Annotated in this window: 24 protein-coding genes; 11 read left to right on the top strand and 13 right to left on the bottom strand. The window is 62.6% G+C overall.

The window, feature by feature from the left end; translation table 11 throughout:
- Positions 1-22 precede the first annotated feature (22 nt).
- The 3 genes from O3299_RS11590 to O3299_RS11580 form a co-directional block, all read right to left on the bottom strand.
- Positions 23-1,015, bottom strand: a complete 993-nt coding sequence (locus O3299_RS11590; RefSeq protein WP_305062364.1) for an EDSAP-1 family PEP-CTERM protein — start codon at positions 1,013-1,015, stop codon at positions 23-25.
- A gap of 107 nt (positions 1,016-1,122) precedes the next feature.
- Positions 1,123-2,100, bottom strand: a complete 978-nt coding sequence (locus O3299_RS11585; protein WP_099667249.1) for an EDSAP-1 family PEP-CTERM protein — start codon at positions 2,098-2,100, stop codon at positions 1,123-1,125.
- A 189-nt stretch (positions 2,101-2,289) separates the two neighbouring features.
- Positions 2,290-3,522: a glycosyltransferase gene (locus O3299_RS11580; RefSeq protein WP_305062363.1), complete on the bottom strand. Its 1,233-nt coding sequence runs from the start codon at positions 3,520-3,522 to the stop codon at positions 2,290-2,292.
- Positions 3,523-3,657: 135 nt separating this feature from the next.
- Between O3299_RS11580 and O3299_RS11575 the strand changes: the two genes are divergently transcribed.
- The 4 genes from O3299_RS11575 (at position 3,658) to O3299_RS11560 (ending at position 5,244) form a co-directional block, all read left to right on the top strand.
- Entirely contained in the window at positions 3,658-3,831 is a 174-nt protein-coding gene (locus O3299_RS11575; protein WP_162835752.1) for a hypothetical protein, read from the top strand.
- Positions 3,832-4,077: 246 nt separating this feature from the next.
- Positions 4,078-4,203: a hypothetical protein gene (locus O3299_RS11570; RefSeq protein ID WP_257218939.1), complete on the top strand. Its 126-nt coding sequence runs from the start codon at positions 4,078-4,080 to the stop codon at positions 4,201-4,203.
- A gap of 129 nt (positions 4,204-4,332) precedes the next feature.
- Positions 4,333-4,701, top strand: a complete 369-nt coding sequence (locus tag O3299_RS11565) for a hypothetical protein (protein WP_099667251.1) — start codon at positions 4,333-4,335, stop codon at positions 4,699-4,701.
- 84 nt (positions 4,702-4,785) lie between these two features.
- Complete coding sequence (locus tag O3299_RS11560; protein WP_071326331.1) at positions 4,786-5,244, top strand: acyl-CoA thioesterase; 459 nt, start codon at positions 4,786-4,788, stop codon at positions 5,242-5,244.
- A gap of 85 nt (positions 5,245-5,329) precedes the next feature.
- Here the strand turns inward: O3299_RS11560 and O3299_RS11555 are convergent, their stop codons facing one another.
- From O3299_RS11555 to O3299_RS11535, 5 genes are all read right to left on the bottom strand, one after another.
- Positions 5,330-6,736, bottom strand: coding sequence for a DEAD/DEAH box helicase (locus tag O3299_RS11555; protein ID WP_071322891.1), 1,407 nt, complete (start codon positions 6,734-6,736; stop codon positions 5,330-5,332).
- 383 nt (positions 6,737-7,119) lie between these two features.
- Positions 7,120-7,641, bottom strand: a complete 522-nt coding sequence (locus O3299_RS11550) for an AlpA family transcriptional regulator (RefSeq protein ID WP_289910732.1) — start codon at positions 7,639-7,641, stop codon at positions 7,120-7,122.
- A 5-nt stretch (positions 7,642-7,646) separates the two neighbouring features.
- Positions 7,647-7,925 carry a hypothetical protein gene (locus O3299_RS11545; RefSeq protein ID WP_251351586.1) on the bottom strand — a complete coding sequence of 93 codons (279 nt, stop codon included), beginning with the start codon at positions 7,923-7,925 and terminating at the stop codon, positions 7,647-7,649.
- Positions 7,926-7,997: 72 nt separating this feature from the next.
- Positions 7,998-8,786: an enoyl-ACP reductase FabI gene (gene fabI, locus O3299_RS11540; RefSeq protein WP_099667252.1), complete on the bottom strand. Its 789-nt coding sequence runs from the start codon at positions 8,784-8,786 to the stop codon at positions 7,998-8,000.
- 103 nt (positions 8,787-8,889) lie between these two features.
- Positions 8,890-10,302 carry a transglycosylase SLT domain-containing protein gene (locus O3299_RS11535; RefSeq protein WP_034779271.1) on the bottom strand — a complete coding sequence of 471 codons (1,413 nt, stop codon included), beginning with the start codon at positions 10,300-10,302 and terminating at the stop codon, positions 8,890-8,892.
- A gap of 338 nt (positions 10,303-10,640) precedes the next feature.
- Between O3299_RS11535 and O3299_RS11530 the strand changes: the two genes are divergently transcribed.
- Both O3299_RS11530 and O3299_RS11525 read left to right on the top strand, forming a co-directional pair.
- Complete coding sequence (locus tag O3299_RS11530; RefSeq protein WP_305062362.1) at positions 10,641-11,213, top strand: DUF1415 domain-containing protein; 573 nt, start codon at positions 10,641-10,643, stop codon at positions 11,211-11,213.
- A complete protein-coding gene (locus O3299_RS11525) occupies positions 11,213-11,407 on the top strand; it encodes a DUF1289 domain-containing protein (RefSeq protein ID WP_034779267.1) in 195 nt (64 codons plus the stop codon). Before O3299_RS11530 ends, O3299_RS11525 begins: the two co-directional genes overlap by 1 nt.
- Positions 11,408-11,487: 80 nt before the next feature.
- Here the strand turns inward: O3299_RS11525 and O3299_RS11520 are convergent, their stop codons facing one another.
- Positions 11,488-11,994: a DUF1993 family protein gene (locus tag O3299_RS11520; protein ID WP_034779265.1), complete on the bottom strand. Its 507-nt coding sequence runs from the start codon at positions 11,992-11,994 to the stop codon at positions 11,488-11,490.
- Positions 11,995-12,253: 259 nt separating this feature from the next.
- On the opposite strand from O3299_RS11520, the gene O3299_RS11515 reads away from it, so the two are divergent.
- Positions 12,254-15,391 carry an EAL domain-containing protein gene (locus O3299_RS11515; RefSeq protein ID WP_305062361.1) on the top strand — a complete coding sequence of 1,046 codons (3,138 nt, stop codon included), beginning with the start codon at positions 12,254-12,256 and terminating at the stop codon, positions 15,389-15,391.
- A gap of 10 nt (positions 15,392-15,401) precedes the next feature.
- On the top strand, positions 15,402-17,684 hold the full coding sequence (locus O3299_RS11510; RefSeq protein ID WP_305062360.1) for a xanthine dehydrogenase family protein molybdopterin-binding subunit: 2,283 nt from the start codon (positions 15,402-15,404) through the stop codon (positions 17,682-17,684).
- 2 nt (positions 17,685-17,686) lie between these two features.
- Here the strand turns inward: O3299_RS11510 and O3299_RS11505 are convergent, their stop codons facing one another.
- Both O3299_RS11505 and O3299_RS11500 read right to left on the bottom strand, forming a co-directional pair.
- On the bottom strand, positions 17,687-18,118 hold the full coding sequence (locus tag O3299_RS11505; protein ID WP_305052652.1) for a thioredoxin family protein: 432 nt from the start codon (positions 18,116-18,118) through the stop codon (positions 17,687-17,689).
- A gap of 52 nt (positions 18,119-18,170) precedes the next feature.
- On the bottom strand, positions 18,171-18,476 hold the full coding sequence (locus tag O3299_RS11500) for a hypothetical protein (RefSeq protein ID WP_305062987.1): 306 nt from the start codon (positions 18,474-18,476) through the stop codon (positions 18,171-18,173).
- Between O3299_RS11500 and O3299_RS11495 the strand changes: the two genes are divergently transcribed.
- Positions 18,396-19,313 carry a 23S rRNA (adenine(2030)-N(6))-methyltransferase RlmJ gene (locus O3299_RS11495; protein ID WP_070255356.1) on the top strand — a complete coding sequence of 306 codons (918 nt, stop codon included), beginning with the start codon at positions 18,396-18,398 and terminating at the stop codon, positions 19,311-19,313. The genes O3299_RS11500 and O3299_RS11495 overlap by 81 nt on opposite strands.
- A 76-nt stretch (positions 19,314-19,389) precedes the next feature.
- Here the strand turns inward: O3299_RS11495 and O3299_RS11490 are convergent, their stop codons facing one another.
- Both O3299_RS11490 and O3299_RS11485 read right to left on the bottom strand, forming a co-directional pair.
- A complete protein-coding gene (locus O3299_RS11490; protein ID WP_289910727.1) occupies positions 19,390-20,139 on the bottom strand; it encodes an SAM-dependent methyltransferase in 750 nt (249 codons plus the stop codon).
- 18 nt (positions 20,140-20,157) lie between these two features.
- The gene (locus O3299_RS11485) at positions 20,158-20,766 is read right to left on the bottom strand and encodes a Maf-like protein (protein ID WP_305062359.1); all 609 of its coding nucleotides are present in this window, start codon (positions 20,764-20,766) and stop codon (positions 20,158-20,160) included.
- A gap of 223 nt (positions 20,767-20,989) precedes the next feature.
- Here O3299_RS11485 and O3299_RS11480 point away from each other — a divergent pair, with 223 nt between their 5' ends.
- Both O3299_RS11480 and rpmF read left to right on the top strand, forming a co-directional pair.
- Positions 20,990-21,487, top strand: a complete 498-nt coding sequence (locus tag O3299_RS11480; protein WP_289910725.1) for a DUF177 domain-containing protein — start codon at positions 20,990-20,992, stop codon at positions 21,485-21,487.
- A gap of 316 nt (positions 21,488-21,803) precedes the next feature.
- The gene (rpmF, locus tag O3299_RS11475) at positions 21,804-21,986 is read left to right on the top strand and encodes a 50S ribosomal protein L32 (RefSeq protein WP_034749653.1); all 183 of its coding nucleotides are present in this window, start codon (positions 21,804-21,806) and stop codon (positions 21,984-21,986) included.
- The last annotated feature ends 176 nt before the right edge of the window (positions 21,987-22,162 follow it).

The following is a 22,162-nucleotide window of genomic DNA, read 5'->3' as shown; positions in this document are numbered from 1 at the left end:
GTGCGCGCGCCTGGCGGTCTCGTCAGCGCCGCCGCCGGGGCGTCAGGCCGGCCAGCGCCAGCAGGCCAGCCGCCAGCAACGGCAAGGTGCCCGGCAGCGCCATTGGCGTGACGCCTGGCACGTAGGCCAGTTCGGAACTGTTCAGCATATTCAACACCAGCGTGTAGCTGCCGGCCGCCAGTCTGTCCGTGACGGCGCCGTACTGCCCGCCGCACGTCGTGCCGACGCCCGTGCCCGTGGGCGCGCCGCAGCCGCTGGGATCGTAGGTGAACACGCTGCCGCTGGTGAGCGGCGTTTGCGCGTAGCCCGTGTTGAGGCTGGCCGCATCGGCCAGTTCGGTGCCGCCCAGGATGCCGGAGCCGAGCTTGCCGTCGGGCGCCCAGCTGAAGACGATCTGGCCATGTTCATCGATGATGCTGAACGTCATCGCCATATTCGTCGTGGCCGCCGAGCCCGTGCCGGCCAGCGCGTCCAGGTACAGCTGCATGAAGGGCAGGGCCTGGAAGTCGAAGGCCAGGGTCGCGCCCGGTTGGCCGACGACGAAATTGACGGTCATCGCGGTGCTGGAACCGTTGCGCCCCGAGGCGTCCGCGCTGCCGCCGCCCGTCAGGAAGGTTTCTGCCGCGTTCACGGTATGCGTGCTGGTCGAGCCCGGTGGGAAGGGGGGGATTTGCGAGGTGACGATTTGCGCCTCGCCGCGCGCATACGAGGCGTTGCCCATGCCTTGCGGGGTAAAGTCGTTTTCCCCCTTGGTGACGGCGCCGCGTTTCGCCTGCGGCGCGTCGATTTCGTTGCTGCCGCCATTGATGACGCTGCTGCCATTGAGCGTGGCGGTCGTGCGCGACAGGTCGATGTTGCTGAGCAGGGTGACGGAGCCGGAGGGATTGCTGATGACCAGGCCAAAGACGCTGGTGTACGAATAGCCGTAGGCGGCGGCGCCGGCAGGGCCGCTGCTGGCCAGCAATAGCAAGCTCAGCAGGAGCATGGGCAATCGGGTACAAGAAAATGTAGTCATGAAAATCCTCATCTCCTGGTCGGCCGCGTTGTAAGGAAAACCGACAGGCTTGCCACATGAAAAAGGCGAGGAAACTCCCTCGCCTGTGCATCCCCCTGTTGCCTGGTTCAGGCGCTGACTTTGCGGCGGCTGGCATAGCCCAGGCCGGCCAGACCCAGGCCCAGCAGCGCCAGGGTGCCCGGTTCCGGCGCCTGCTTGACCAGGTCCACGCTCTCCACCGCATTCAAGGTCAAGGTGTAGTTGCCGGCCGCGAGGGCATTGCTGACGGCGTTGAAGTTGCCGCCGCAAGTCGTGCCCACGCCGGTGCCGCCAGGCGTGCCGCAACCGGTGGGGTTATACGTAAACAGGTTGCCGCGCGTCAGGAAGTTGGTCGCCAGGCCGGTGTTCAGGTTGGCCGCATCGGCGTTTTCCGTGCCACCGAAGATGCCGGAGCCGACGACGCCATCGGGTGTCCAGTTGAAGACGGTCGCACCGGTCGAGTTGGTGATGGTAATGGTCATCACCAGGTTGGCCGTCGCGGTGGACAGTTGTCCCACTGTGCTTTGCAGGAAGACTTGCATGAATGGCGAGGAGAAGAAGTCAAAGCTCAGCGTTGCCGTGGGCGAACCGACGACGAAGTTGACGGAAAAGCCCGTGGTCGAGCCGTTGCGGCCGGACGCGTCGGCCGTGCCGGCAGGGCCGGCCAGGTGGGCCTCGGCCACGTTCACCGCCTGCGTGGAGGTGGAGCCGGGCGGGAACGAGGGAAACTGCGTGCTGACGATCTGCGCATCGCCGCGCGAGTAGTTGCCCGAGGCGCCCTGTTGCGTGAAATTGTTTTCCCCTTTGGTCACGGCGCCGATGGCGGCGCGGGGCGAGTCGAGCAGGCCGGGACCGCCATTGATGACGCTGACGCCATTCAAGGTGGCCGTGGCGCGCGAGATCGTGGTGCTGTTCAGGGCGGTGATCGAGCCCGTGGCGGCGACGATCTGCAAGCCGAAGATGTTGTTGTAGGCGTAGCCATAGGCGCCCGCCTGTGCGCTACCGGCGGCGCACAACATGGCCAGTGCGGCCGCGGCCGGAAGCAGTTTCAGTTTTGAGAGTTTCATTGTATTCACCTCGTGGTTGAGTGAGTCTGGAAGTGTTGCCTGAGTCCTGTCTGCAGGTGCTCATGGCCAGACTTAAGCGACTTCCATGCCAACGCATGAGGTTCTTTTGAAATCAAGGACTTGGCGTGCTTTTGTTGACGTGCTGCAGGTGTTGCCGGACTCTCTGTAAGAAAAGCCGACGCCAGCCCGTCAAGGCTGGCCGCCTTGCGGCGAAAGCCCCAGCAGGGCGTGCAGATGGGGCAGCAAGCGTTGCCCTGGCACATAGTCGCGCATGGCCGTGGCCAGCTGACGCGCCGCCAGCCTGGCCCGGCCATCGTCGAGCATGCGCGTGGCGGCATGGCGCAGGGCGGTTTCCTGGAAGCGGTCGGCGCGCAGCAGCAGGCCGGCGCCGGTCCCCGCGATGCCGTGCATGTTGAGGAATTGGTCGAGGTTGCCGGCGATGCCGATGACGGGCACGCCGGCCGTCAGCGCCTGCTGGCTGGTGGGGCTGCCGCCGTTGCAGATCACCAGGCTGGCGCGCCGGGCCGCCGCGTCGCCCGGCAAGAAGGGCGCGACGTGGGCATTCGGCGGCACGGCATCGACGCGGCCGGTGCCGGCCGTGGCCGCCAATACGGTGACGGGCAGGGGCGCCAGCGCGTGCAGCACGCGCGGCAGCAATTGCCCCTGGCCGGAACTGCCCAGGGTGACGTAGATGATGGGCCGTCCACTGCTCAGTTCCGGGCGCTGCCACCAGTCCGGCAAGTCGAGCGGCGGCGCCCAGATGATGGGGCCCAGGTAGTCGTGCGTGGACGGCATGGCGTGCGGCGGGAACAGTTGCGGAATATCCGCGTACAGGGTGCGGTCCGCATCCGTATAGATGCGCCGCAGGTCGCTGCCCAGCGAGGGCAGGCCATGGCGGCGGCGCACGCGGTTCAGCGGCACGGCATGCGAGGCGAAGGCCAGCGGGCGGATCAGGCGGAACAGGGGGGCTGCCAGCCAGATGGGCAGCAGGCGGGTCAGGGGCAGGCTGGGCACCGTGTAGTGCTGGCGCACGTACGGACTCCAGTAGGCATTGCTGACGGTGAGGTAGGGAATGCGCTGCAGGCGCGCGCTGACGGACAGCGACAGGCGGAAGTCGCCGATCACGAGATCGGGCTGGACGGTATTGAGCAGGCGCAAGTCGTCTTCCACATATGCGTGCAGGGTGCTTTCCGTGTAGACGGGCTTGCCGTGCGCCAAGGCCTGCAGGAATTGCAGCGATGAAATACTGTCGATGCGCCAGCGGCGAAAGGGCGCCTGCTTGAAGCAAAAGTCATAGCCATCGGCGCAGGCAAAATGCACCTCATATTTGTCCTCGTCGAGTCCCTGGGCCAGGCTCAGGGGGCGGCCGACGTGGGCCAGGGTCACTGCCTCGGCCATAAAGAGGATTTTCTTGCGCGCCATGGGGATTGCTTGCATTCGCAGGTGAGAGACCTGTTAGGTTGGAGTGGCGCCGCGCCGTTTAGTTCCCGCAGCGGCTTGCCACTGGCGGGCGCCAGGATTTGGCCGCATCGGCTAGAGTGGGGCAAAGGAGGTCACATGCAAACCCAATTCCGTCCTGCCCTGTTGCGTGCGCACAGCACGCCCGAACCCGATATGCCGCCACCGCCGGAAGGCGATCCCGTCACGCCGCCGCCGGAAACGCCGCCCCACATCGAGCCCGTGCCCGTCGAGGAGCCGACGCCGCCGCCGCCGCCCGTGAAAATGCAGTGACGGGGCGCGGTGCACCGCCGGCATGGCGGTGACGGGGAGATGCGCGCCGCGTTTATTTCCGATCGGAAATGGACTGCGCGGTGGCCGCCAGCGCCACGCCATTTAAACAACAAAAACGCCAATAAATGTTGCCGAGTGGATACAAATCAAGCTCTAACTGTCGAGTGTCATGCGGCCGTCACGATTCTGTTCTTATAATGAGACATCATAAAAATTCTTGTACAGGAGACCATCGTGGGCAATTCCTTGCATAACAAAATTTACCTGGGCCGGCGCCCTGTGATCACCAGCAAAAACCTCGTGGCGCTGGCCCTGGCGGGCGCCGTGGCGGGTTGCGGCCTGGCATGGCTGCTGCTGCGCAGCTACAAATAACGGTCGTCGCGCCCGTGTTTCCGCCGCCTGGCCGCCTGGCGGGCGGCGGTAGATTCACGTTGCCTGTTGCCGATGCGCAGCGGGGCGCGTACCATGGGGGCCGAACACCTGGCCTTTTATGGAAAAGTAATGAAGAACGAGAAATTAACGACCGATGAATATGACGCGCTGGAGCAAGTTGCACGCGGCATCAAGACCGAGCGCCCCAGCGCTTGCGTTGCCCGCAATGCCAAGCGCCTGTCCGGCCTGAAGCTGCTCAGCTATGCACGCGATGGCCGTTTGTCCATCACCGAGAAAGCACAACAACTGCTGTTCCTGCGCCGCTGCATCATGGGGCTGCGCGCCGTCGCCACCGATCCGCTGACCAAGCTGGACTCGGACGTGGCTTATTTCCTGGGCAAGAAAGCCCACATCGTGGCGCGCGCCGAAGGCGAGGGCCACGACATTTCCGACAAGGGCCGCGACTCGCTGGCCGACATCGATACCCTGGGCCTGTAAGTCCCGCAACCGGCCCCTGGGGCCGGTTTTCACATCCTTCCCCTTTTTCTTATTTCCCCTTTGGAGAACACTTTGGACAGCGCGATGAACTGGTCGGCCCACGAACTGACGATGACGGTCTTGATGACGCCCGATATGGCCAATTTTTCCGGTAACGTGCACGGCGGCACCATCCTGAAATACCTCGACAGCGTTGCCTATGCCTGCGCCAGCCGCTATTCGGGCAGCTACGTGGTCACCCTGTCGGTGGACCAGGTGATGTTCCTGCAGCCTATCCACGTGGGCGAGCTGGTGACGTTCCTGGCCTCGATCAATTACACGGGCACGACGTCGATGGAAGTGGGTATCCGCGTGGTGACGGAAAACATCCAGCAGCGCCTGGTGCGCCACGCCAACAGCTGTTATTTCACGATGGTGGCCGTGGATGCGAACCGCAAGCCCGTGGCCGTGCCGCCGCTGGCGCTGGAGACGCCGGAACAGCAGGTGCGCTTCGAGCAGGCCAAGCTGCGCAAGCTGTCGCGCCAGAAAGTGTCGAAGAAATAAAGCGTTGCGGGCATAAAAAAACGGCCGCCAGAGCGATCTGGTGGCCGTTTTTCATTGCATGCCTAGAGGCAATGGCAAACCGTGATTAACGGTCGCCATAGCTGCGGCGTGCGCCGTCGGTGCTGCGCGGGTTCGAACCCTTGTAGCCGCCGCCGGTGCTAGGTGCGCCGTCTTTACGCGGTGCGCCCGGCTTGCTGAACGTGCGTTGGCCTGGCTTCGCGCCGCCACGGTTGTCGCCTGGTTTCCAGCCGCCTGGACGGGCGCTCGAACGTGGTGCCGATGCCGTTTTCTTTGGCTCGAAACCTTCGATGACATTGACCGGGATCAATTGCTTGGTGAAGCGTTCGATGCGCTTGACGTTCATGCCTTCAGCGTGGTTCACCAGCGAGATGGCCAGGCCATTGCGGCCAGCGCGGCCGGTACGGCCGATGCGGTGGACGTAGTCTTCCGGGAACTTCGGCAGATCGTAGTTGAACACGTGGGTGATCGTTGGCACGTCGATACCGCGGGCGGCAACGTCGGTGGCAACCAGCACTTTGACCTGGCCGCGGCGCATGCCGTCCAGGGTGCGGTTACGCGCGCCCTGATGCATGTCGCCGTGCAAGGCGGCAGCCGAGAAACCGGCGATGTTCAGACGGTCGGCGATGGTGTCGGCGTCACGCTTGGTGGCGGTGAACACAACAGCCTGGTCCAAGGTTTCGTCGCGCAGCAGGTGGTCCAGCAGGCGATTCTTGTGCGACAGGTCGTCGACGAAGTGGACGCGCTGCGTGATGTTTTCATGCTTGTTGCTCGAGCTTGCCACCTGGATGACCAGCGGGTTTTTCGTGATGCGGCGGGCCATGTTGCCGACCACGCCATCCAGCGTTGCCGAGAACAGCATGGTTTGACGGCCTTCCGGCGTCGCTTCGACGATCTTTTCGATGTCGTCGATGAAACCCATGTCCAGCATGCGGTCGGCTTCGTCCAGCACCAGGATTTCCAGTTGCGAGAAGTCGATCTTGCCCGAGTCCATGTGGTCGATCAAACGGCCAGGGGTCGCGACCAGAATCTCAGGATTCTTGGCCAGCAATTGCATCTGTTTAGGGTAAGGCATACCGCCCAGGATCGACACAGCCTTGATGCGGCGGATGCCGGTGCTGTACTTGTCGGTGTTGGTCGTTACTTGCAGGGCCAGTTCGCGCGTCGGCGTCAGCACCAGCATTTTTGGCTGGGCAGCCTTGAAGCGTGGACGCTCGCCGCGGGCGCGCGATGCTTGCATTTCCTGGTTTGGCGTCTTGCCGGCGGCGCTTTGTTCGGCGCTGGCCAGTTTGTGCAGCGACGGCAGCATGAATGCTGCGGTCTTGCCCGAACCGGTCTGCGACGAGACCAGCAGGTCACGGCCTTCGATCGCGGCTGGAATCGCTTGCGACTGTACCGCGGTTGGCGCGGTGTAGCCCGATTCGGTCAGAGCGGCGAGGATGGACGGATGCAGGCCTAAGGATTCAAATGTCATTCTTTTTCTTTCGTGAAAATCAGCGTTCTTGCAAAAAGCAGAACGCAAAATAGCAACGCCAACCAAAACGAAATGACTCAACTAGAAAGAAATTTCGGCACAAAAGCTTTGCGCCGGGACGGTGTCAGGTGCGACACACAAGGCGGGAGGGCTTTATTAAGCGGCATCCTGTGGATGCGCTAAGGCTTGCGAAGCTGCTAAGTTTGTAGTGCATATAACTGCGGTGTTGCCATCGCTTCAAGGAAACATATTGCAGCGCACAACGACACTATACCGTATTTGCTGCCGTTTTGCACGGCTTAAATGGGAAGAAACGACAGTCCTACCACGTTTTGATCATGTTTCCTATGTGAAATCAGTAGGAATACGTAGTTTTCTTCCGTTTAATGGAGCATGGCCACGATGTCGGCGGGCAGCGGCGGCGCCTGTCGCGTTTCCCTGGCCAGGTTGATTTGCCGGGCCGCTTGCGCCACGTCGACCAGGCTGCGTTCCAGCTGGTAAGTCCCCTTGGCCTGCAGCCAAGCCAGCACGTCGGCCAGGTGCCAGATGGTGGCGCTGCCCTCATGCACGGGCGCGGGGAAGCTGTGGCGGTGTTTGTTCATCAGCTTGTGCAGGTTTTGGCGAGACAAGCCCAGCACTTGCGCCACGTCCGTCAGTCCCACGAAGTCGGGGGCGGCCTCGGCCAGCACGGCCCCGGGCACGATGGCTTTCACATCGGCCATGGCGCTCAGCAGTGCTTCGCTGGCATTGCTGGCCTCGCGCGTGAATTCCAGCGCCAGGCGGCCCGCTTGCCCGATGCCGGCCAGGGCATCGTCGCAACCGCCGCCGCCCAGGCGCTCGGCCAGCGCATCGAGGTCGGTTTCGTTGTCGGGCAGGCGGTATTTGAGAGTAAAGATGTAATCCATGATGGCTACCCCCTGGATTTGCGTTGCATGCAGTCGTGTATCAGCTTATTGAAAGTGCAATTGTCGACCACCCGCCGTATCGCCTGCGCATGGTTGCCGGGATTTTTCGGCGTGCTCCAGATGCAGGCGATGCAGAATTCGCCGCAGCGGCAGCTGGCATCGTTGTAGGGGCAGTAGATCTTGCCCCAGGCATGGCTGCCACCCACCTCCACGCGCCAGCCCTGGTTTTCCGCGTGGCGCAGCGCCGCTTCGATGTCCTTCTTCGGGTGCGGGGAGCGCGCCATGCGATGCCTCCAATGTAGGTCGATATTCTATGGTTGTCAAGTGACAACCGCAGAGTATCGGCTGCCACCGCATTACTCTACTTCGGGATTGACTGCCATCACTTGCGAAAAGCCGCCATCGACGTAGGTAATTTCACCCGTGATGCCCGACGCCAAGTCGGACAGCAGGAAGGCGGCCGTGTTGCCGACTTCCTCGATGGTGACGTTGCGTCGCAGCGGGGCGTGTTCGGCCACAAAGCCCAGCAGCTTGCTGAAATCCTTGATGCCGGAAGCGGCCAGGGTCTTGATGGGACCGGCCGAGATGCCGTTGGCGCGGATGCCGCGCGGGCCCAGCGATTCGGCCAGGTAGCGCACGGACGCTTCCAGCGATGCCTTGGCCAGGCCCATGGTGTTGTAGTAGGGCACGGCGCGCACGGCGCCCAGGTAGGTCAGGGTCAATACGCAGGCGCCCGGATGCAGCAGGGGCAGGGCGGCCTTGGCCATGGCGGGAAAGCTGTAGGCGGAAATATCGTGCGCGATGCGGAAACTGTCGCGCGACAGGCCGTCGAGGAAGTCGCCGGCGATCGCTTCGCGCGGCGCGAAACCGATGGCGTGCACGAGGCCATCGAGGTGTTCCCAGTGCTGCGCCAGGTCGCTGAAGACGGCGCTGATCTGTTCATCGCTGGACACGTCGCAGTCGAAGACCAGTTCGCTGCCGAATTCCGCCGCAAATTCCGTGATGCGCTCCTTGAAGCGTTCGCCCACATAGGTGAAGGCGAGGGTGGCGCCTTCGCGGTGGCAAGCCTTGGCGATGCCATAGGCGATGGAGCGGTTCGACAGCAAGCCCGTGATGAGGATTTTTTTGCCTTGCAAGAAAGCCATGACGACTCCTGTCTGGGTAGGTGGGCGGGTAAGGCGGATGTGCAACCGGCCGCGACAGCAAAGCTGTGGCGGCCGGTGAGGTAGGTCAATACAGCTCAGGCAATCAGTGACGGGCCTTGGCGCGACTGTTGCCGCCGCCGCGCTGGATGCGTGGTTTCACCAGGGAAATTGGCGCGGCTTGCACCTTGCCTCCCTTGGCGGCGCGGCGCAGTGCCTTGGCGGCCCGTTCCGGACGGTCCGCTTCCAGCAGCATGGTGGCGCTGTCGGCGATTTCCTGGGTGATGTCCTTGTTCATCGTGGCCGAGGTTTTCGGCACGAGGATGGTGGAGCCGGCGCGCAGGCTGGTGCGCTGTGGGATATTGTTGGCCTGGCGCAGCACGTCGGCCGTGGTGCCGAATTTCGACGCCAGGGTTTCGATGCGTTCGCGCGCATTGGTGATCTTGTGCGTCGTCCAGCTCGACAAGGCATGGCCCCATTGCGCCAGGTTGGTGGTGAACTTGGCGGCGTTTTCTTGTGGCAACAGAATCTTGGTCTTTTCGCCGCCGATGATGACGGGGCGGTTAAATTGCGGATTCAAGGCCTTGAATTCATCCATCGACAGTTCGGCCAGCTGGGCGGCGACGGTGATGTCGATGTCGCTGGTCTTGTCGATGGCCGTGAAGTAGGGCTGGTTGTCGACCACGGGCAGGGTCAGGCCGAACTGGGCCGGATTGGCGATGATGTTTTTCACCGCTTGCAGCTTGGGCACGTAGTTGCGCGTTTCGGCCGGCATCAGGTCGGCCAGGCTTTCGAAGTCGGTCGGCTTGCCCAGCGCCTGGTTTTTCTTGATGGCGCGCTGCACCGAGCCTTCGCCCCAGTTGTAGGCGGCCAGCGCCAGTTGCCAGTCGCCAAACATGTCATACAGGCGCTGCAGGTACGTCAGGGCCGCATCGGTCGAGGCCAGCACGCCGCGGCGCTCGTCCTTGAACATGTTTTGCTTGAGGTTGAAATCGCGCCCCGTGGCGGGCACGAATTGCCACATGCCGGCCGCATTGGCGCTGGAGAACGCTTGCGGGTTGAAGGCGGACTCGATGAACGGCAGCAAGGCCAGTTCCGTCGGCATGCCGCGCTTTTCCAGTTCCTGCACCACGTGGAAGATGTAGCGCGAGGCGCGCGCCGTCGTGCGGGCGATGTAGTCGGGGCGGGTGGCGTACCAGTTGACGTGATTGGCCACCAGCTGGTTATTGATGTCGGGAATCGCATAGCCGCTGCGGATGCGGCCCCAGACGTCGGCTTCGCGCAGCGGATCGGAATTGTCGCTGAGGTTTTTCAGCAGGCGGTCGGTCTTTTGCAGGCGGTTGTCGAGGGTGGGGAGTTTCGCCGTGACCTGGGCGGTCATCGGGATCAGGGCAGGTGCGGCGGCGGCGACTGGCGCGTTATCGCTCTCAACACCGGCTTCGTACGCCTGGCTGAGGGCGGGCGCAAGCGCCAGTGCCAACGCCGCCAGGACGGTAGATTTAAAGGAGTTTTCGTGCATAGTGTTCCATTGTTGTCGTCGGAGAAACATCGGACAGACCCATGATCAAGCAGCGAGTGTACGTATATCCACATGCAGGAGTCAAGAATTATGTCAGCATGATGACAGGAAATAAGCGGCAATAAGTGGGATACGGCTGAGTTTCCATTCGCAAATGCTGTCATTATTACAAATTTAATTTGCCCAATGCGTGATTCGGCCGCTGTTATAGCATACATGGCGAAGAGGCTGGCGCAAGCCTGGACAGCGCCGGGCATGAGGCTGCGCAAAAGTGCGTACAATTTGGCTTTGGCCGGCCATTCGGCTGCCGGCCGCCATATTGATAGAGAGTTAAGTATATGAACACCCCGACGCGCCACGACGACGACAACGCCGTCATCATCGCCAATACCGTTGCCTGGCTGGAAAAGGCCGTGATCGGCCTGAACCTGTGCCCGTTCGCCAAGGCCGTGCACGTCAAGAAGCAGATCCGCTACGTGGTGTGCGAATCGAGCAATCCGGAAGATTTGCTGGCGCTGCTGATGGACGAGCTGCAAATCCTGGCCGACACGGATCCCGAGCAGATCGACACGACCTTGCTGATCCATCCATATACCCTGAACGATTTCCTCGACTACAACGAGTTCCTCGATGTGGCCGACGCGGCCGTGGAAGACATGCACCTGGCGGGCGAACTGCAAGTGGCCAGTTTTCACCCTGACTACCAGTTTGCCGAGACGTTCGAGGACGACATCAGCAACTACACCAACCGTTCGCCCTACCCGACCCTGCACCTGCTGCGCGAAGACAGCATCGAGCGCGCCGTCGAGGCATTCCCGGAAGCATCGGAAATTTTCGACAAGAATATTGCCACACTGGAAGCGCTGGGCATTGAAGGCTGGGAAAAGCTCGGCTTGCCGAAGGTATCCTGATGGCGGACAAGGAATTGCCGCCGCGTCCCGATACGCCCTGCGTGGCCGTGTGCTCGACGACGTTCGATGAAATCTGCCGCGGCTGCGGCCGCAGCGTGGTGGAAGTGGCCCACTGGGTGTCGATGACGGATGAAGAGAAGGAAGTGGTGTGGGTGCGCATCCTGGCGCAAGGGTATCCGCGCCGGAATACTTGACGTGTTTGTGTTGCCGAACCCAACGGCAAATGCTGGGGTCAGACCCGACGGGTCTGACCCCATATTTTCAGCGCTAACGATTAATAACTACCAATAAAATCCTTCTTGCCCACTTCGATACCATTATGGCGCAGGATGTCGTACGCCGTCGTCGCGTGGAAGAAGAAGTGCGGCAGTGCGTAGTGGAACAGATAGGTCTGGCCCGTGAAGTGCTTGGTCTTTTCGCCGCTGCCGGTGGTGATGGCGCGCGTTTCGCTGCCGTCGATGTCCGCTTGCGGCAGGCTTTCCAGGAAGGCGATGGTTTTCACGATGCGCGCCTTCAGCTCTGCAAAGCTCTGTTCGCTGTCTTCATACGGCGGCACGGCCACGCCGGCCAGGCGCGCGCCGCAGCCCTTGGCGAAGTCGGTGGCGATCTGGATCTGGCGCACGAACGGCAGCATGTCCGGGAACAAGCGGAATTGCAGCAGGGCGTTCGGGTCGATTTTCTTGTCTTGCGCGTGCGTTTCCGCCTTGTCCAGGATGGCGGCCAGGCTGCCCAGGATCTGTTTGAAGACGGGGATCGAAGCGGAGTAGATGGAGAAGGTCATGATGGTTCCTCTAGGTAAAGTGGCGCGATGATAGCAAGCTGCGCGCTTTTCTGCTGGCGCCGGCCTGGCGCGCCGGCATGCGTGTGGTTTTTCAACCCTGTTTATATGACATCAGGTAGCCGCCGGCGCGTGTTTGTTGGTGACTTTTCCCGCTTTTTGCATGCATAATTGCTCCTGATAAAGATTCGTCCCGCCTCGCCACCCGATTCCCCTGTAAAGTCAATGATCGCCCGCCTGATCCCTGTTGCCCTGTCGCCGCATGTTTAATTCACCTTCTCAGCGCCTGCGCGCCAGCCTGCGCGTGCTGTATGGCTCGTCGATCTATGGCGCCTTGTTGCTGGTGGTCTTTGGCGGGCTGGTCGTGCCCGCCATTTTCGGCAGCTATGTGCTGGTCGGCGTGCATGAGCGCCAGTCGGCGCGCACCAGCCTGAACGAGGCCTTGCAGCGCAATGCCGACATCCTGGCGCTGGGCATGCAGGAGTCGCTGTGGAACATGAATGCGGAATCGGCCCACTCGCTGGTCGAGTCGGTGATGCGCGACCGCTCCGTGCTGCTGGTGAAGGTGCTGGGGCAGGGCGACACGGAATTCATCCGCCTGCGGGCGCCGCAGCGCCCCGTGGGCAATCTGTACCGCGCCGAGCGCGACATCCTCGTGCGCGGCGAACGCATCGGCCACGTCGTCGTCGAAATGGACGATGCGCGCAGCCAGCAGGAGCTGCGCGAAAAGCAGATCTCCTATATTTTCGTGCTGGGCGCGCAACTGGCCGTGTCGATGGCGCTGATCGTGCTGTTCCTGAACCGCCGCCTGTTGAAACCCCTGCGCCGCCTGACGCGCTTTTCCGACCGCCTGTCGCACGGCGATTTCGACACGCCCCTGGCTTCGCACAGCAATGACGAACTGGGGCGCCTGACGGCCCAGCTCGAGCAAATGCGCGCGGCCATCGGCCAGCTGTTCGAGGACGTGGGCCAGCGCGAAGAGCGCTTCCGCACCATCGTCACGCAGGTGCCGGGCGCCGTCTTCCGCTACCGGCCCGACGGCCCCATCGATTTCGTCAGCGACGCCATCGAGGAAATTTCCGGCTATTCGGCGCGCCAGTTCATGCGCGGCACCACGCATGCCTGGGCCGACCTGATCTGCCCGGAAGACCGCCGCGAGCACCGCCGCGCCGTGCGCCAGGCGGTGGCCGAGGTGCGGCCGTATGCGCTGGAATACCGCATCATCGACGCTTTCGGCATCGAACGCTGGGTGGCCGAGAATGGCCAGCCGCAGGCGGGCGAGCAGGGCGTCATATGGGTCGACGGCATCATTGCCGACATCAGCCAGCGCAAGCACCACGAGATGCGCATCGAAGCGCTGCTGACGGAGCAGAGCGCGATTCTCGACAATGTGATGTTCGGCGTGATGTTCGTGCGCCACCGCCGCATCATTTCCGTCAATCGCCGCTGCGAGGAGCTGTTCGGCTACGACCATGCCGAGATGACGGGGCGTTCGACATCCATCGTGTTTGCGAGCGCGTATGACTTCGAGGATGCGGGCGAGCGCCAGTACCCGGCGCTGGCCCAGGGCGGCGATTTCAGCGAGGAGCGCCAGTACAAGCGGCGCGACGGCAGCCTGTTCTGGGCGCTGGTCAGCGGCTGCGCGCTCGATCCGCTGCGCCCCAATGAAGGTAGCATCTGGGTGTATGCCGACATCACGGCGCGCAAGGAAGCCGAGGAAAAGCTGCGCCTGTCGGCCACCGTGCTCGAACATATCGCCGACGGCGTGATGGTGGTCGATGCCAGCGGCATCATCGTCACCGTCAATCCCGCCTTCACGCAGATCACCGGCTATGCCGAGGCCGAGGCGGTGGGCCAGCACTCGTCGCTGACACGCTCGGTGCGCCACGACGCGGCGTTTTACCAGGCCATGTGGGATGAATTGAAGGCCAGCGGTTTCTGGCGCGGCGAAATCTGGCACCAGCGCAAGAACGGCGAACTGTACCTGGAGTGGCTGACCATCAGCGCCGTGCGCGACACGCACGCCACCACCACGCATTACGTGGGCGTGTTCAGCGACATCACCCTGATCAAGGAGTCGCAGGAAAAGCTCGACCACATGGCCCACCACGACCCGCTGACGGCGCTGCCGAACCGCCTGCTGTTCCACGACCGCCTGCAGCACGCCTTGCTGCGCGCCGCGCGCGACCAGGAGCAGCTGGCCGTGCTGTTCATCGACCTGGACCGCTTCAAGAACGTCAATGACACCCTGGGCCACCATGTGGGCGACGAATTGCTGCAAAAGGTGGCCGGCCAGCTGGCGGCCCGCCTGCGCGAAGGCGACACCCTGGCGCGTCTAGGCGGCGATGAATTCATCGTCCTGCTCGAACGCGTCGACGGCGAGTACGGTGCGACGCAGGTGGCGGAAAAGCTGATGACCATGTTCGACCAGCCCTTCACGGTGGCCGACCATGAACTGTTCGTCACCTGCAGCGTGGGCATCAGCCTGTATCCGGACGATGCGCTGGACTTGAACATGTTGATCCGCAATGCCGACGTGGCCATGTACCAGGCCAAGGCGCGCGGGCGCAACGGCTACCGCTTCTATGCGCCGTCGATGACGGGCGAAGGCGTCGAGCGCCTGCGCCTGGAAACCTTTTTGCGCCGCTCGATCGAGAAAAACGAGATGTTCCTGAATTACCAGCCGCAGGTGGAAATCGATACGGGCCGCCTGGTCGGCGTCGAGGCGCTGGTGCGCTGGAACCATCCGGAACTGGGCCTGGTGCCGCCGGCCCGCTTCATTCCGCTGGCCGAGGACAGCGGTTTCATCAACCAGCTGGGCAAATGGGTGCTCGACGAGGCGTGCCGCCAGATGATGCGCTGGCAGGCGCAGGGCTTGCACGTGCCGAAGATGGCCGTGAATCTGTCGGTAAAACAGTTCGAGCGGGGCAGCATCGCCGGCATGGTGGCCGACATCCTGAAGGAAACGGGCCTGGAGCCGCAGCGCCTGCAGCTGGAAGTGACGGAATCGGTGATCATGAACACGGGCGACGCGCTGGGCTTCATCAACGATTTGCACGCCATCGGCGTGGGCCTGGCCATCGACGATTTCGGCACCGGCTATTCCTCGCTCGCGTATCTGAAGCAGCTGCCCGTGCAGACGCTGAAGATCGACCGCTCCTTCATCAAGGATATCTCGACGGACGTCAACGACGAGGCGATTGCGATCGCCATCATCCAGCTGGGCAAGAGCATGCAATTGTCCGTGATTGCCGAAGGCGTGGAGACGGAAGAGCAGGCGGCTTTCCTGCTGCGCCATGGCTGCAAGCTGGCGCAAGGTTATTTTTATAGCCGTCCGGTGCTGGCACAGGATATGCTGGAGCGCTGGACCGATCCGCTGGATCAACCACTAATCAATTAAAGGGTATCCCATGGCCGGAGAAAAAAACACGTCGCGCCGCCGTTTCCTGCTCGGCGGCCTGGGTCTCGGCGTGGCTGGCGTGGGCGCCCTGGTGCTGGGCTGGGGCGTGTTGCCGCCGCGCCAGCGCCTGCATGGCAGCGCGCCGCTGCCGCTGCAGGATGGCGCCGTGGCCTTGAATGGCTGGTTGGCCATCGGCACCGACGGCACGGTGACCCTGGCCATGCCGCGCAGCGAGATGGGGCAGGGCGTGCACACGGCCTTGCCGATGCTGGTGGCCGAGGAACTCGACGTGCCTTTGAGCAGCGTCAAGCTGATCCAGGCGCCCATGGATAAAATCTTCGGTAATGTCGCCATGCTCAAGGATAGCCTGCCGTTCCACCCGGACGACCAGGGCCGCCTGAAGGCGTTGGCGCAGTGGACGGTGGCCAAGGCGGCGCGCGAACTGGGCGTGGTCGTCACGGGCGGCTCGTCGAGCGTGAAGGATGGCTGGGGCCCCATGCGCGAAGCGGGTGCGTCGGCGCGCGCCATGCTGGTGGGCGCCGCCGCCGCGCTGTGGCAAGTGCCGCCCGCGCAATGCCGCACGGAAAATGGCGCAGTGCTCCACCCGGACGGGCGGCGCGCCAGCTACGCCAGCCTGGCGCAGCGCGCCGCCGGCGTCGACCCGGGCACGCCCGTGCTCAAATCTCCCAAGGATTTCAAGCTGATCGGCCAGCCGGCGCCGCGCCGCGACACGCCGTCCAAAGTCAATGGCAGCGCGCGTTTCGGCATCGATGCGCGTCCGCCCGGCATGCTGTATGCGGCCCTGCATCTGCCGCCGCGCCTGGGCGACACCCTGGCCGCGTTCGACGCGGCGCCCGTGCTCGCCATGCCGGGCGTGAAAAAGGTGCTGGACTTGACGCCGCACCTGCCACAGCGCGGCACGTCGGTCACCTCGTGCGCCGCCGTGGTGGCCGACACCTGGTGGCGCGCGAAACAGGCGGCCGCCGCCTTGCCGACGCAGTGGAAGGCTGGTCCGCAGGCGAACCTGTCCAGCGCCGGCGTGTATGCGGAGTTTGCCCGCCTGCTCGACAACGAGGCGGGCCATGCGTACCACGCCAGCGGCGAGGTGGAAAGCAAGGCCGTGCAGGGTTTGCGCAGCGTCAAGGCCGAGTACCGCGCGCCGTTCCTCGCGCACGCCGCCATGGAACCCGTCAATTGCACCGCGCAAGTCAAGGATGGCAAGGTGATGCTGTGGGTGTCGACGCAGGCGCCCGGCATCGCCGTCGATGTGGCGGCGAAGGTGGCCGGCGTCGATGCGAAGGATGTGACGATCGAGGTGCTGCTGCTCGGCGGCGGTTTCGGCCGCCGCCTGGAAGTGGATATGGTGGCCCAAGCCGTCGCCATCGCGCTGCAATGCGGCGGCGCGCCCGTGCAGCTGGTGTGGACGCGCGAGCAGGACACCAGGCACGATATGTACCGTCCCGCCGCGCTGGCCCGCTTCGCGGCCCGCCTCGACGAACACGGCCGCATCGCTTCCTGGGACAACAAATCCGTCAGCGCTTCCATCACGCATCAGTTCTTGCAGCGCAATTTCGGCTTGCCCGGCGCGGGGCCGGACAAGACGACGGCCGAAGGCGAATTCGACATGCCGTATGAAATCGCCAACCAGCGCATCGCCCACGTGATCGCCGACAGTGCCGTGCCGGTAGGCTATTGGCGCTCCGTGGGGCACTCGCACAATGCATTCTTCAAGGAAAGCTTTATCGACGAACTGGCGCACGCGGCGGGGCAGGACGGCGTCGCCTTCCGCCGCGCCATGCTGGTGAAGCATCCGCGCCACCTGGCCGTGCTCGATGCGGCCGTTGCCAGGGCGGGCAGTCCTCCGCCCGGCCATGCGCATGGCGTGGCCTTGCACCAGTCGTTCGGCAGCATCGTCGCGCAAGTGGCGCAGGTGTCCGTGGAAAATGGAGAAATTCGCGTGCAGCGCGTGGTGTGCGCCATCGATTGCGGCATCGCCGTCAATCCGAACATCATCGCCCAGCAGATGGAGTCGGCCGTGCTGTTCGGCCTGTCCGCGGCGCTGGGCGGCGAAATCACGTTCAAGGAAGGCAAAGTGGAGCAAAGCAACTTCCACGATTATCCCGTGCTGCGCATGGGGCAAACGCCCGAGGTGGAAACCGTGATCATCGCCAGCGCGGAACACCCCGAAGGCGTGGGCGAGCCGGGCACGCCGCCGATCGCGCCGGCCGTGGCCAATGCCGTGTTCAGCTTGACGGGAAAACGGCTGCGCAGCCTGCCGCTGCGCCTGGGCTGATCTTACTGATCGAGTGTCGCGGCCAGCATGTGGCGCAAGTTGCAGTCGCGCTGCCAGTCGCGGCGTTCCTGCGTGCTGGTCGACAGCCGCGCCAGTTCCTCGACGCCGAGCGCCTGCTGCGCCTGCACCATGCGGTGCGCCAGGCCGCCGTCGGGCAGCACGGTGCCGAAGAAGGCCACGTTGTCGTCGTGCTGGATCAGCAGGGTGGGGAAGTTGTCGATGTCGAGGTCGCCCACCACGTCGGCCTGGTCTTCGATGTCGACCCAGACGAACACGGTGTCCGGGTGGCGCGCTGCCAGTTCCTCGAACGTGGCGCGGTAGCTGCCGCAGGTGCCGCACCACAGCGCGCACAGGCAGGCCACCGTCCAGCGCGGGCCGGCCAGGGCTGCCGCGACGTCGGCGCGGTTATCGGTCGTGAGGGTCAGGCTGTGCATGGTCGTATCTATTCAGTAGGGCGATGGGCGCCGGGCGCCCGATGCGCGTATTCTACCGCGCCCGGCGACGCCAGTCGCGGGAATGCATGAGCTTGTTTATCCGTGTTTTTTGATGCAACGCACCTTTCTGGTGGATAATGCTGGTAATTGCGCGCTGATTACGCTGGTCCATGTTGTTTCCTGGCCCCGCAGCCTGACCCCTCCAGTCTGTTTTCATGCCCTGCCCGGTGTCAGCGCTCCCGCCTTTATTTATTTTTATTATGGAATTAGCCAGCTTATGTTGAGTTACCGCCACGCCTTTCACGCGGGTAATCACGCCGATGTGTTGAAACATTATGTGCAGATTCAGTTGTTGCAATATCTGAATCAAAAAGATACCGCCTATAGTTATATCGATACCCATTCCGGCGCGGGCGTGTATGCGCTCGACGGCGGCTATGCATCGAAAAATGCCGAGTACGAAACGGGCATCGCGCCCCTGTGGGACCGCACGGACTTGCCAGCTTCGCTGGCCGAGTACATGAAGTTGATCAAGGAAATGAATCCGAGCGGCAAGATGCGCTATTACCCGGGTTCGCCGTACTGCGCCGACAAGGTCAGCCGCGAGCAAGACCGTCTGCGCCTGTTCGAGCTGCATCCCGCCGATGCCAAGATTCTGGCCGACAACTTCCGCAAGGTCGAGGCGCATGCGCTGGCCCAGGGCGAGCGTCCTACCGTGCGCGGCAAGCGCGTCATCATCACCAAGGCGGATGGTTTCCAGAGCCTGAAAGCCCTGCTGCCGCCGCCATCGCGCCGCGCGCTGGTGCTGATCGATCCGCCGTATGAAGACAAGATGGATTACCGCAAGGTCAAGGACACCCTGGCCGACGCCCTCGTGCGCTTCCCTTCGGGCATGTATGCCGTCTGGTACCCCGTACTGCAGCGCATGGAATCGCGCCAGTTCGCCGACAAGCTCAAGCAACTGCCCAGCTCGGACTGGCTGCACGTGACCCTGACGGTGAACACCCCGTCGCCGGACGGCTTCGGTTTGCACAGCAGCGGCATGTTCATCCTGAATCCGCCGTACACCCTGGAGCCGATGTTGCGCGAAGTCATGCCTTACCTGGTGAAGGTGCTGGGCCGCGACGACGGTGCCAAGTTCGTATTGGAAACGGGCAAGGGCGGACAGAAGAATACGGGCACCAGAAGAGTGTAATCCTGCTTGTCTTGGTAGTACTGTAATAAAAAACGCCACGGGCAATATACCCGTGGCGTTTTTTATGGGCGGGAGTTTACTGTCCCAGCAGCAAGAACACGGTCGGTTTCTTGTGGAAGTCCGGGGCCTTGCCGGCAGCCAATTGTTTCTTCCACTGTCCGCCATTCCACGTTTGCACGCTTTCCGTGTCCAGACTCAGGTCGGTGGCGACGCAGATCAGGGTCGATGGCGCGCATTGCGCCACGAGGGCGTCGAGCATGGCGGCGTTGCGGTACGGCGTTTCGATGAACAGCTGGGTCTGCTTTTCATTGCGCGAACGCCCTTCCAGTTCTTTCAGGCGCTTGGCGCGCAGGGCCGCGTCCGTGGGCAGGTAGCCGTTGAAGGCGAAGCTCTGGCCGTTCAAGCCGCTGGCCATCACGGCCAGCAGGATCGACGACGGACCCACCAGCGGACGCACTTTAATGCCGTGCTGATGCGCCAGGCGCACCAGGTCGGCGCCGGGATCGGCCACGGCGGGCACGCCCGCTTCCGACACGAGGCCCGCATCGCGCCCCGCCAGCAGGGGCGCCAGCAAGCCGGCCAGCGCTTGCGCCGGAGTATTCACGTTGAGTTCGGAAATCGTGATTTCCTGCAGCGGCTTGGCCAGCGGATGCTGGTTGCCGATCAATTTCAGGAAGGCGCGCGCCGTCTTGGCGTTTTCCGCAACGAAATAATCGAGCTGGGACGTGATGTGCCGTACTTGCTCCGGAATGATGTGGGCCAGCGGGTCGGCCGGGCTGTCGGACAGGCCGAGGTGGTTGGGGATCAGGTACAGGGTGCCGGTCATATTCTTATTGTCGGTAAATTAAAGGGTGAAAAACGCCACGCCTGCCTTGCGCAGCATGCCGGTGAGGGCGATCAGCGGCAACCCGGTGAGGGCGGTCGGGTCCGTGGTGGCGATGCGTTCGAGCAGGGCGATGCCCAGGCCTTCGTTCTTGGCGCTGCCGGCGCAATCGTACGGCTGCTCGATGCGCAGGTAGGCGTCCAGTTCCGCGTCGGGCAAGTCGCGCACGGTGACGAGGGTCTGGATATCTTCCACCTGCGCCACAGGCGGACTCTGGCGGCCGTCGAGCAGGCACAGTGCCGTGTGGAACACGGTCTGGCGTCCGCGCATGGTTTGCAGTTGCAGCAGGGCATTCGCATGGTTGCCGGGCTTGCCGATCTGCGCGCCATCCAGGGTGGCGACCTGGTCGGAGCCGATGACGAGGCTGCCAGGATGGCGGTCGAGCACGGCCTGCGCCTTGGCCTGGGCCAGGCGCAGGGCCGTGGCGCTGGGGCTTTCGCCTGGCAGGGGGCTTTCGTCGAGATCGGGCACGGCGACTTCGAAAGGCAGGCGCAGGCGTTCCAGCAATTCCTTGCGGTAGGTCGAACTCGATGCAAGAATCAAGCGCAATGGGGCGGAAGTTGGTATCATTCGGTAGTGGATGGCGGCCGGCATGGCCGCGCTGGTCAATGTCAGTGGAATTTCACGCAAATTCCAGGGCGCAGAGCCCCTGACTGAGGCTCCATGCGGCATGACGGTGTTAATGAAATTGTCATGTTTATGGCAATGATTGCGTCAAAAAAGATGCTTAGCCTTTGACTCCGTGCTAAAAACCCTGTTATTATCGCAGGTTTTCCGGGGAAATTTTCTACCAATGAATGCTTTTGTGATCGACGCCTTTGATTTTTGTCGTATCAGCGGGAGCCGCGAGGGTGTAACTCCTGTCGCTGAAATGACCCGGTTGACCAAGGATTGTGCAGATAATTCCGGCGAGATCGCCTGGAAGATCGTCGGCGGCACCAGCAAGCTGGGCTACCCGCAACTGACCTTGTCGGTCAACGGCACCGTTCAGCTGGTTTGCCAGCGCTGCCTGACTCCGTATGCTTACGTGATAGATTCTTCGACTGTTCTGATGCTGGGCAAGGATGACGAGCACGCGGACGAGATCGAAGAAATCATCAACGATGAAACGATCGACGTGATCGTCGGCAGCCGCAGCATGGATGCCGCGGCCCTGATCGAAGATGAAGCCTTGCTGGCCCTGCCGCAGGTACCCAAACACGACGTCTGCCCCGATACGGCGCAGCTCGATGCTCTCAAGACTGAAAAGAAGTCGCCGTTCGCGGCACTGAAAGACTTGAAGCCAGAATAAAGTAGTGTAAGAAAGGAAGCTTTAAAAAAACCGTAGCGAGCGGCCCAATATCGTCTTGAGTAGCGCAAGCGTACAGAAGTACGCTGAGCAACGCCGAGGCGATAGTGGGACGCGCAGTAGGTTTTTTATGCTTCCTGTAAAGAACGTGTCAAACGCGTGTAGTAATCGAGTATGGCAAGTGTAGTGAAATGTAATTGTAATAAACGATGTCGGTCCGGGCTATTTTCGGGTAGTCTTTGCCGCTGGGATACTCGATTCGCATGTATTTGCTAATCGATTGTGCTAAAATTTTAGAACTTATGTATTAGGAGTCATCATGGCAGTTCAACAGAACAAGAAAACCCCTTCCAAGCGCGGCATGCACCGTTCGCACGACTTCCTGGTCGCGCCGCAATTGAGCGTCGAGCCAGTTACCGGCGAAACACACATGCGTCACCATATCAGCCCTAACGGCTTCTATCGTGGCCGTAAAGTGTTGAAGACCAAAAACGACGAGTAATCGACGTTTTTGTTGGGTAAGATGAAAGCGGTGTTGCGTGGTTATTCGGCGTGGCGCCGCTTCTTCTTTTTTATCGGCTGCAATTCATCTTGCGCACCCGTCATTTTGAATCAAGCTTGCTCAGGCGGTGCATGACATGCTGCGCCCTGCATATGCTCCAGTCCGATTCACATCTT

The organism is Janthinobacterium sp. SUN176 (assembly GCF_030587335.1).
In the GTDB taxonomy this organism is placed as follows: domain Bacteria; phylum Pseudomonadota; class Gammaproteobacteria; order Burkholderiales; family Burkholderiaceae_D; genus Janthinobacterium; species Janthinobacterium kumbetense.
The sequence above is the reverse complement of the archived record's forward strand: the minus strand, read 5'-3'. Positions and strand labels throughout refer to the sequence as shown.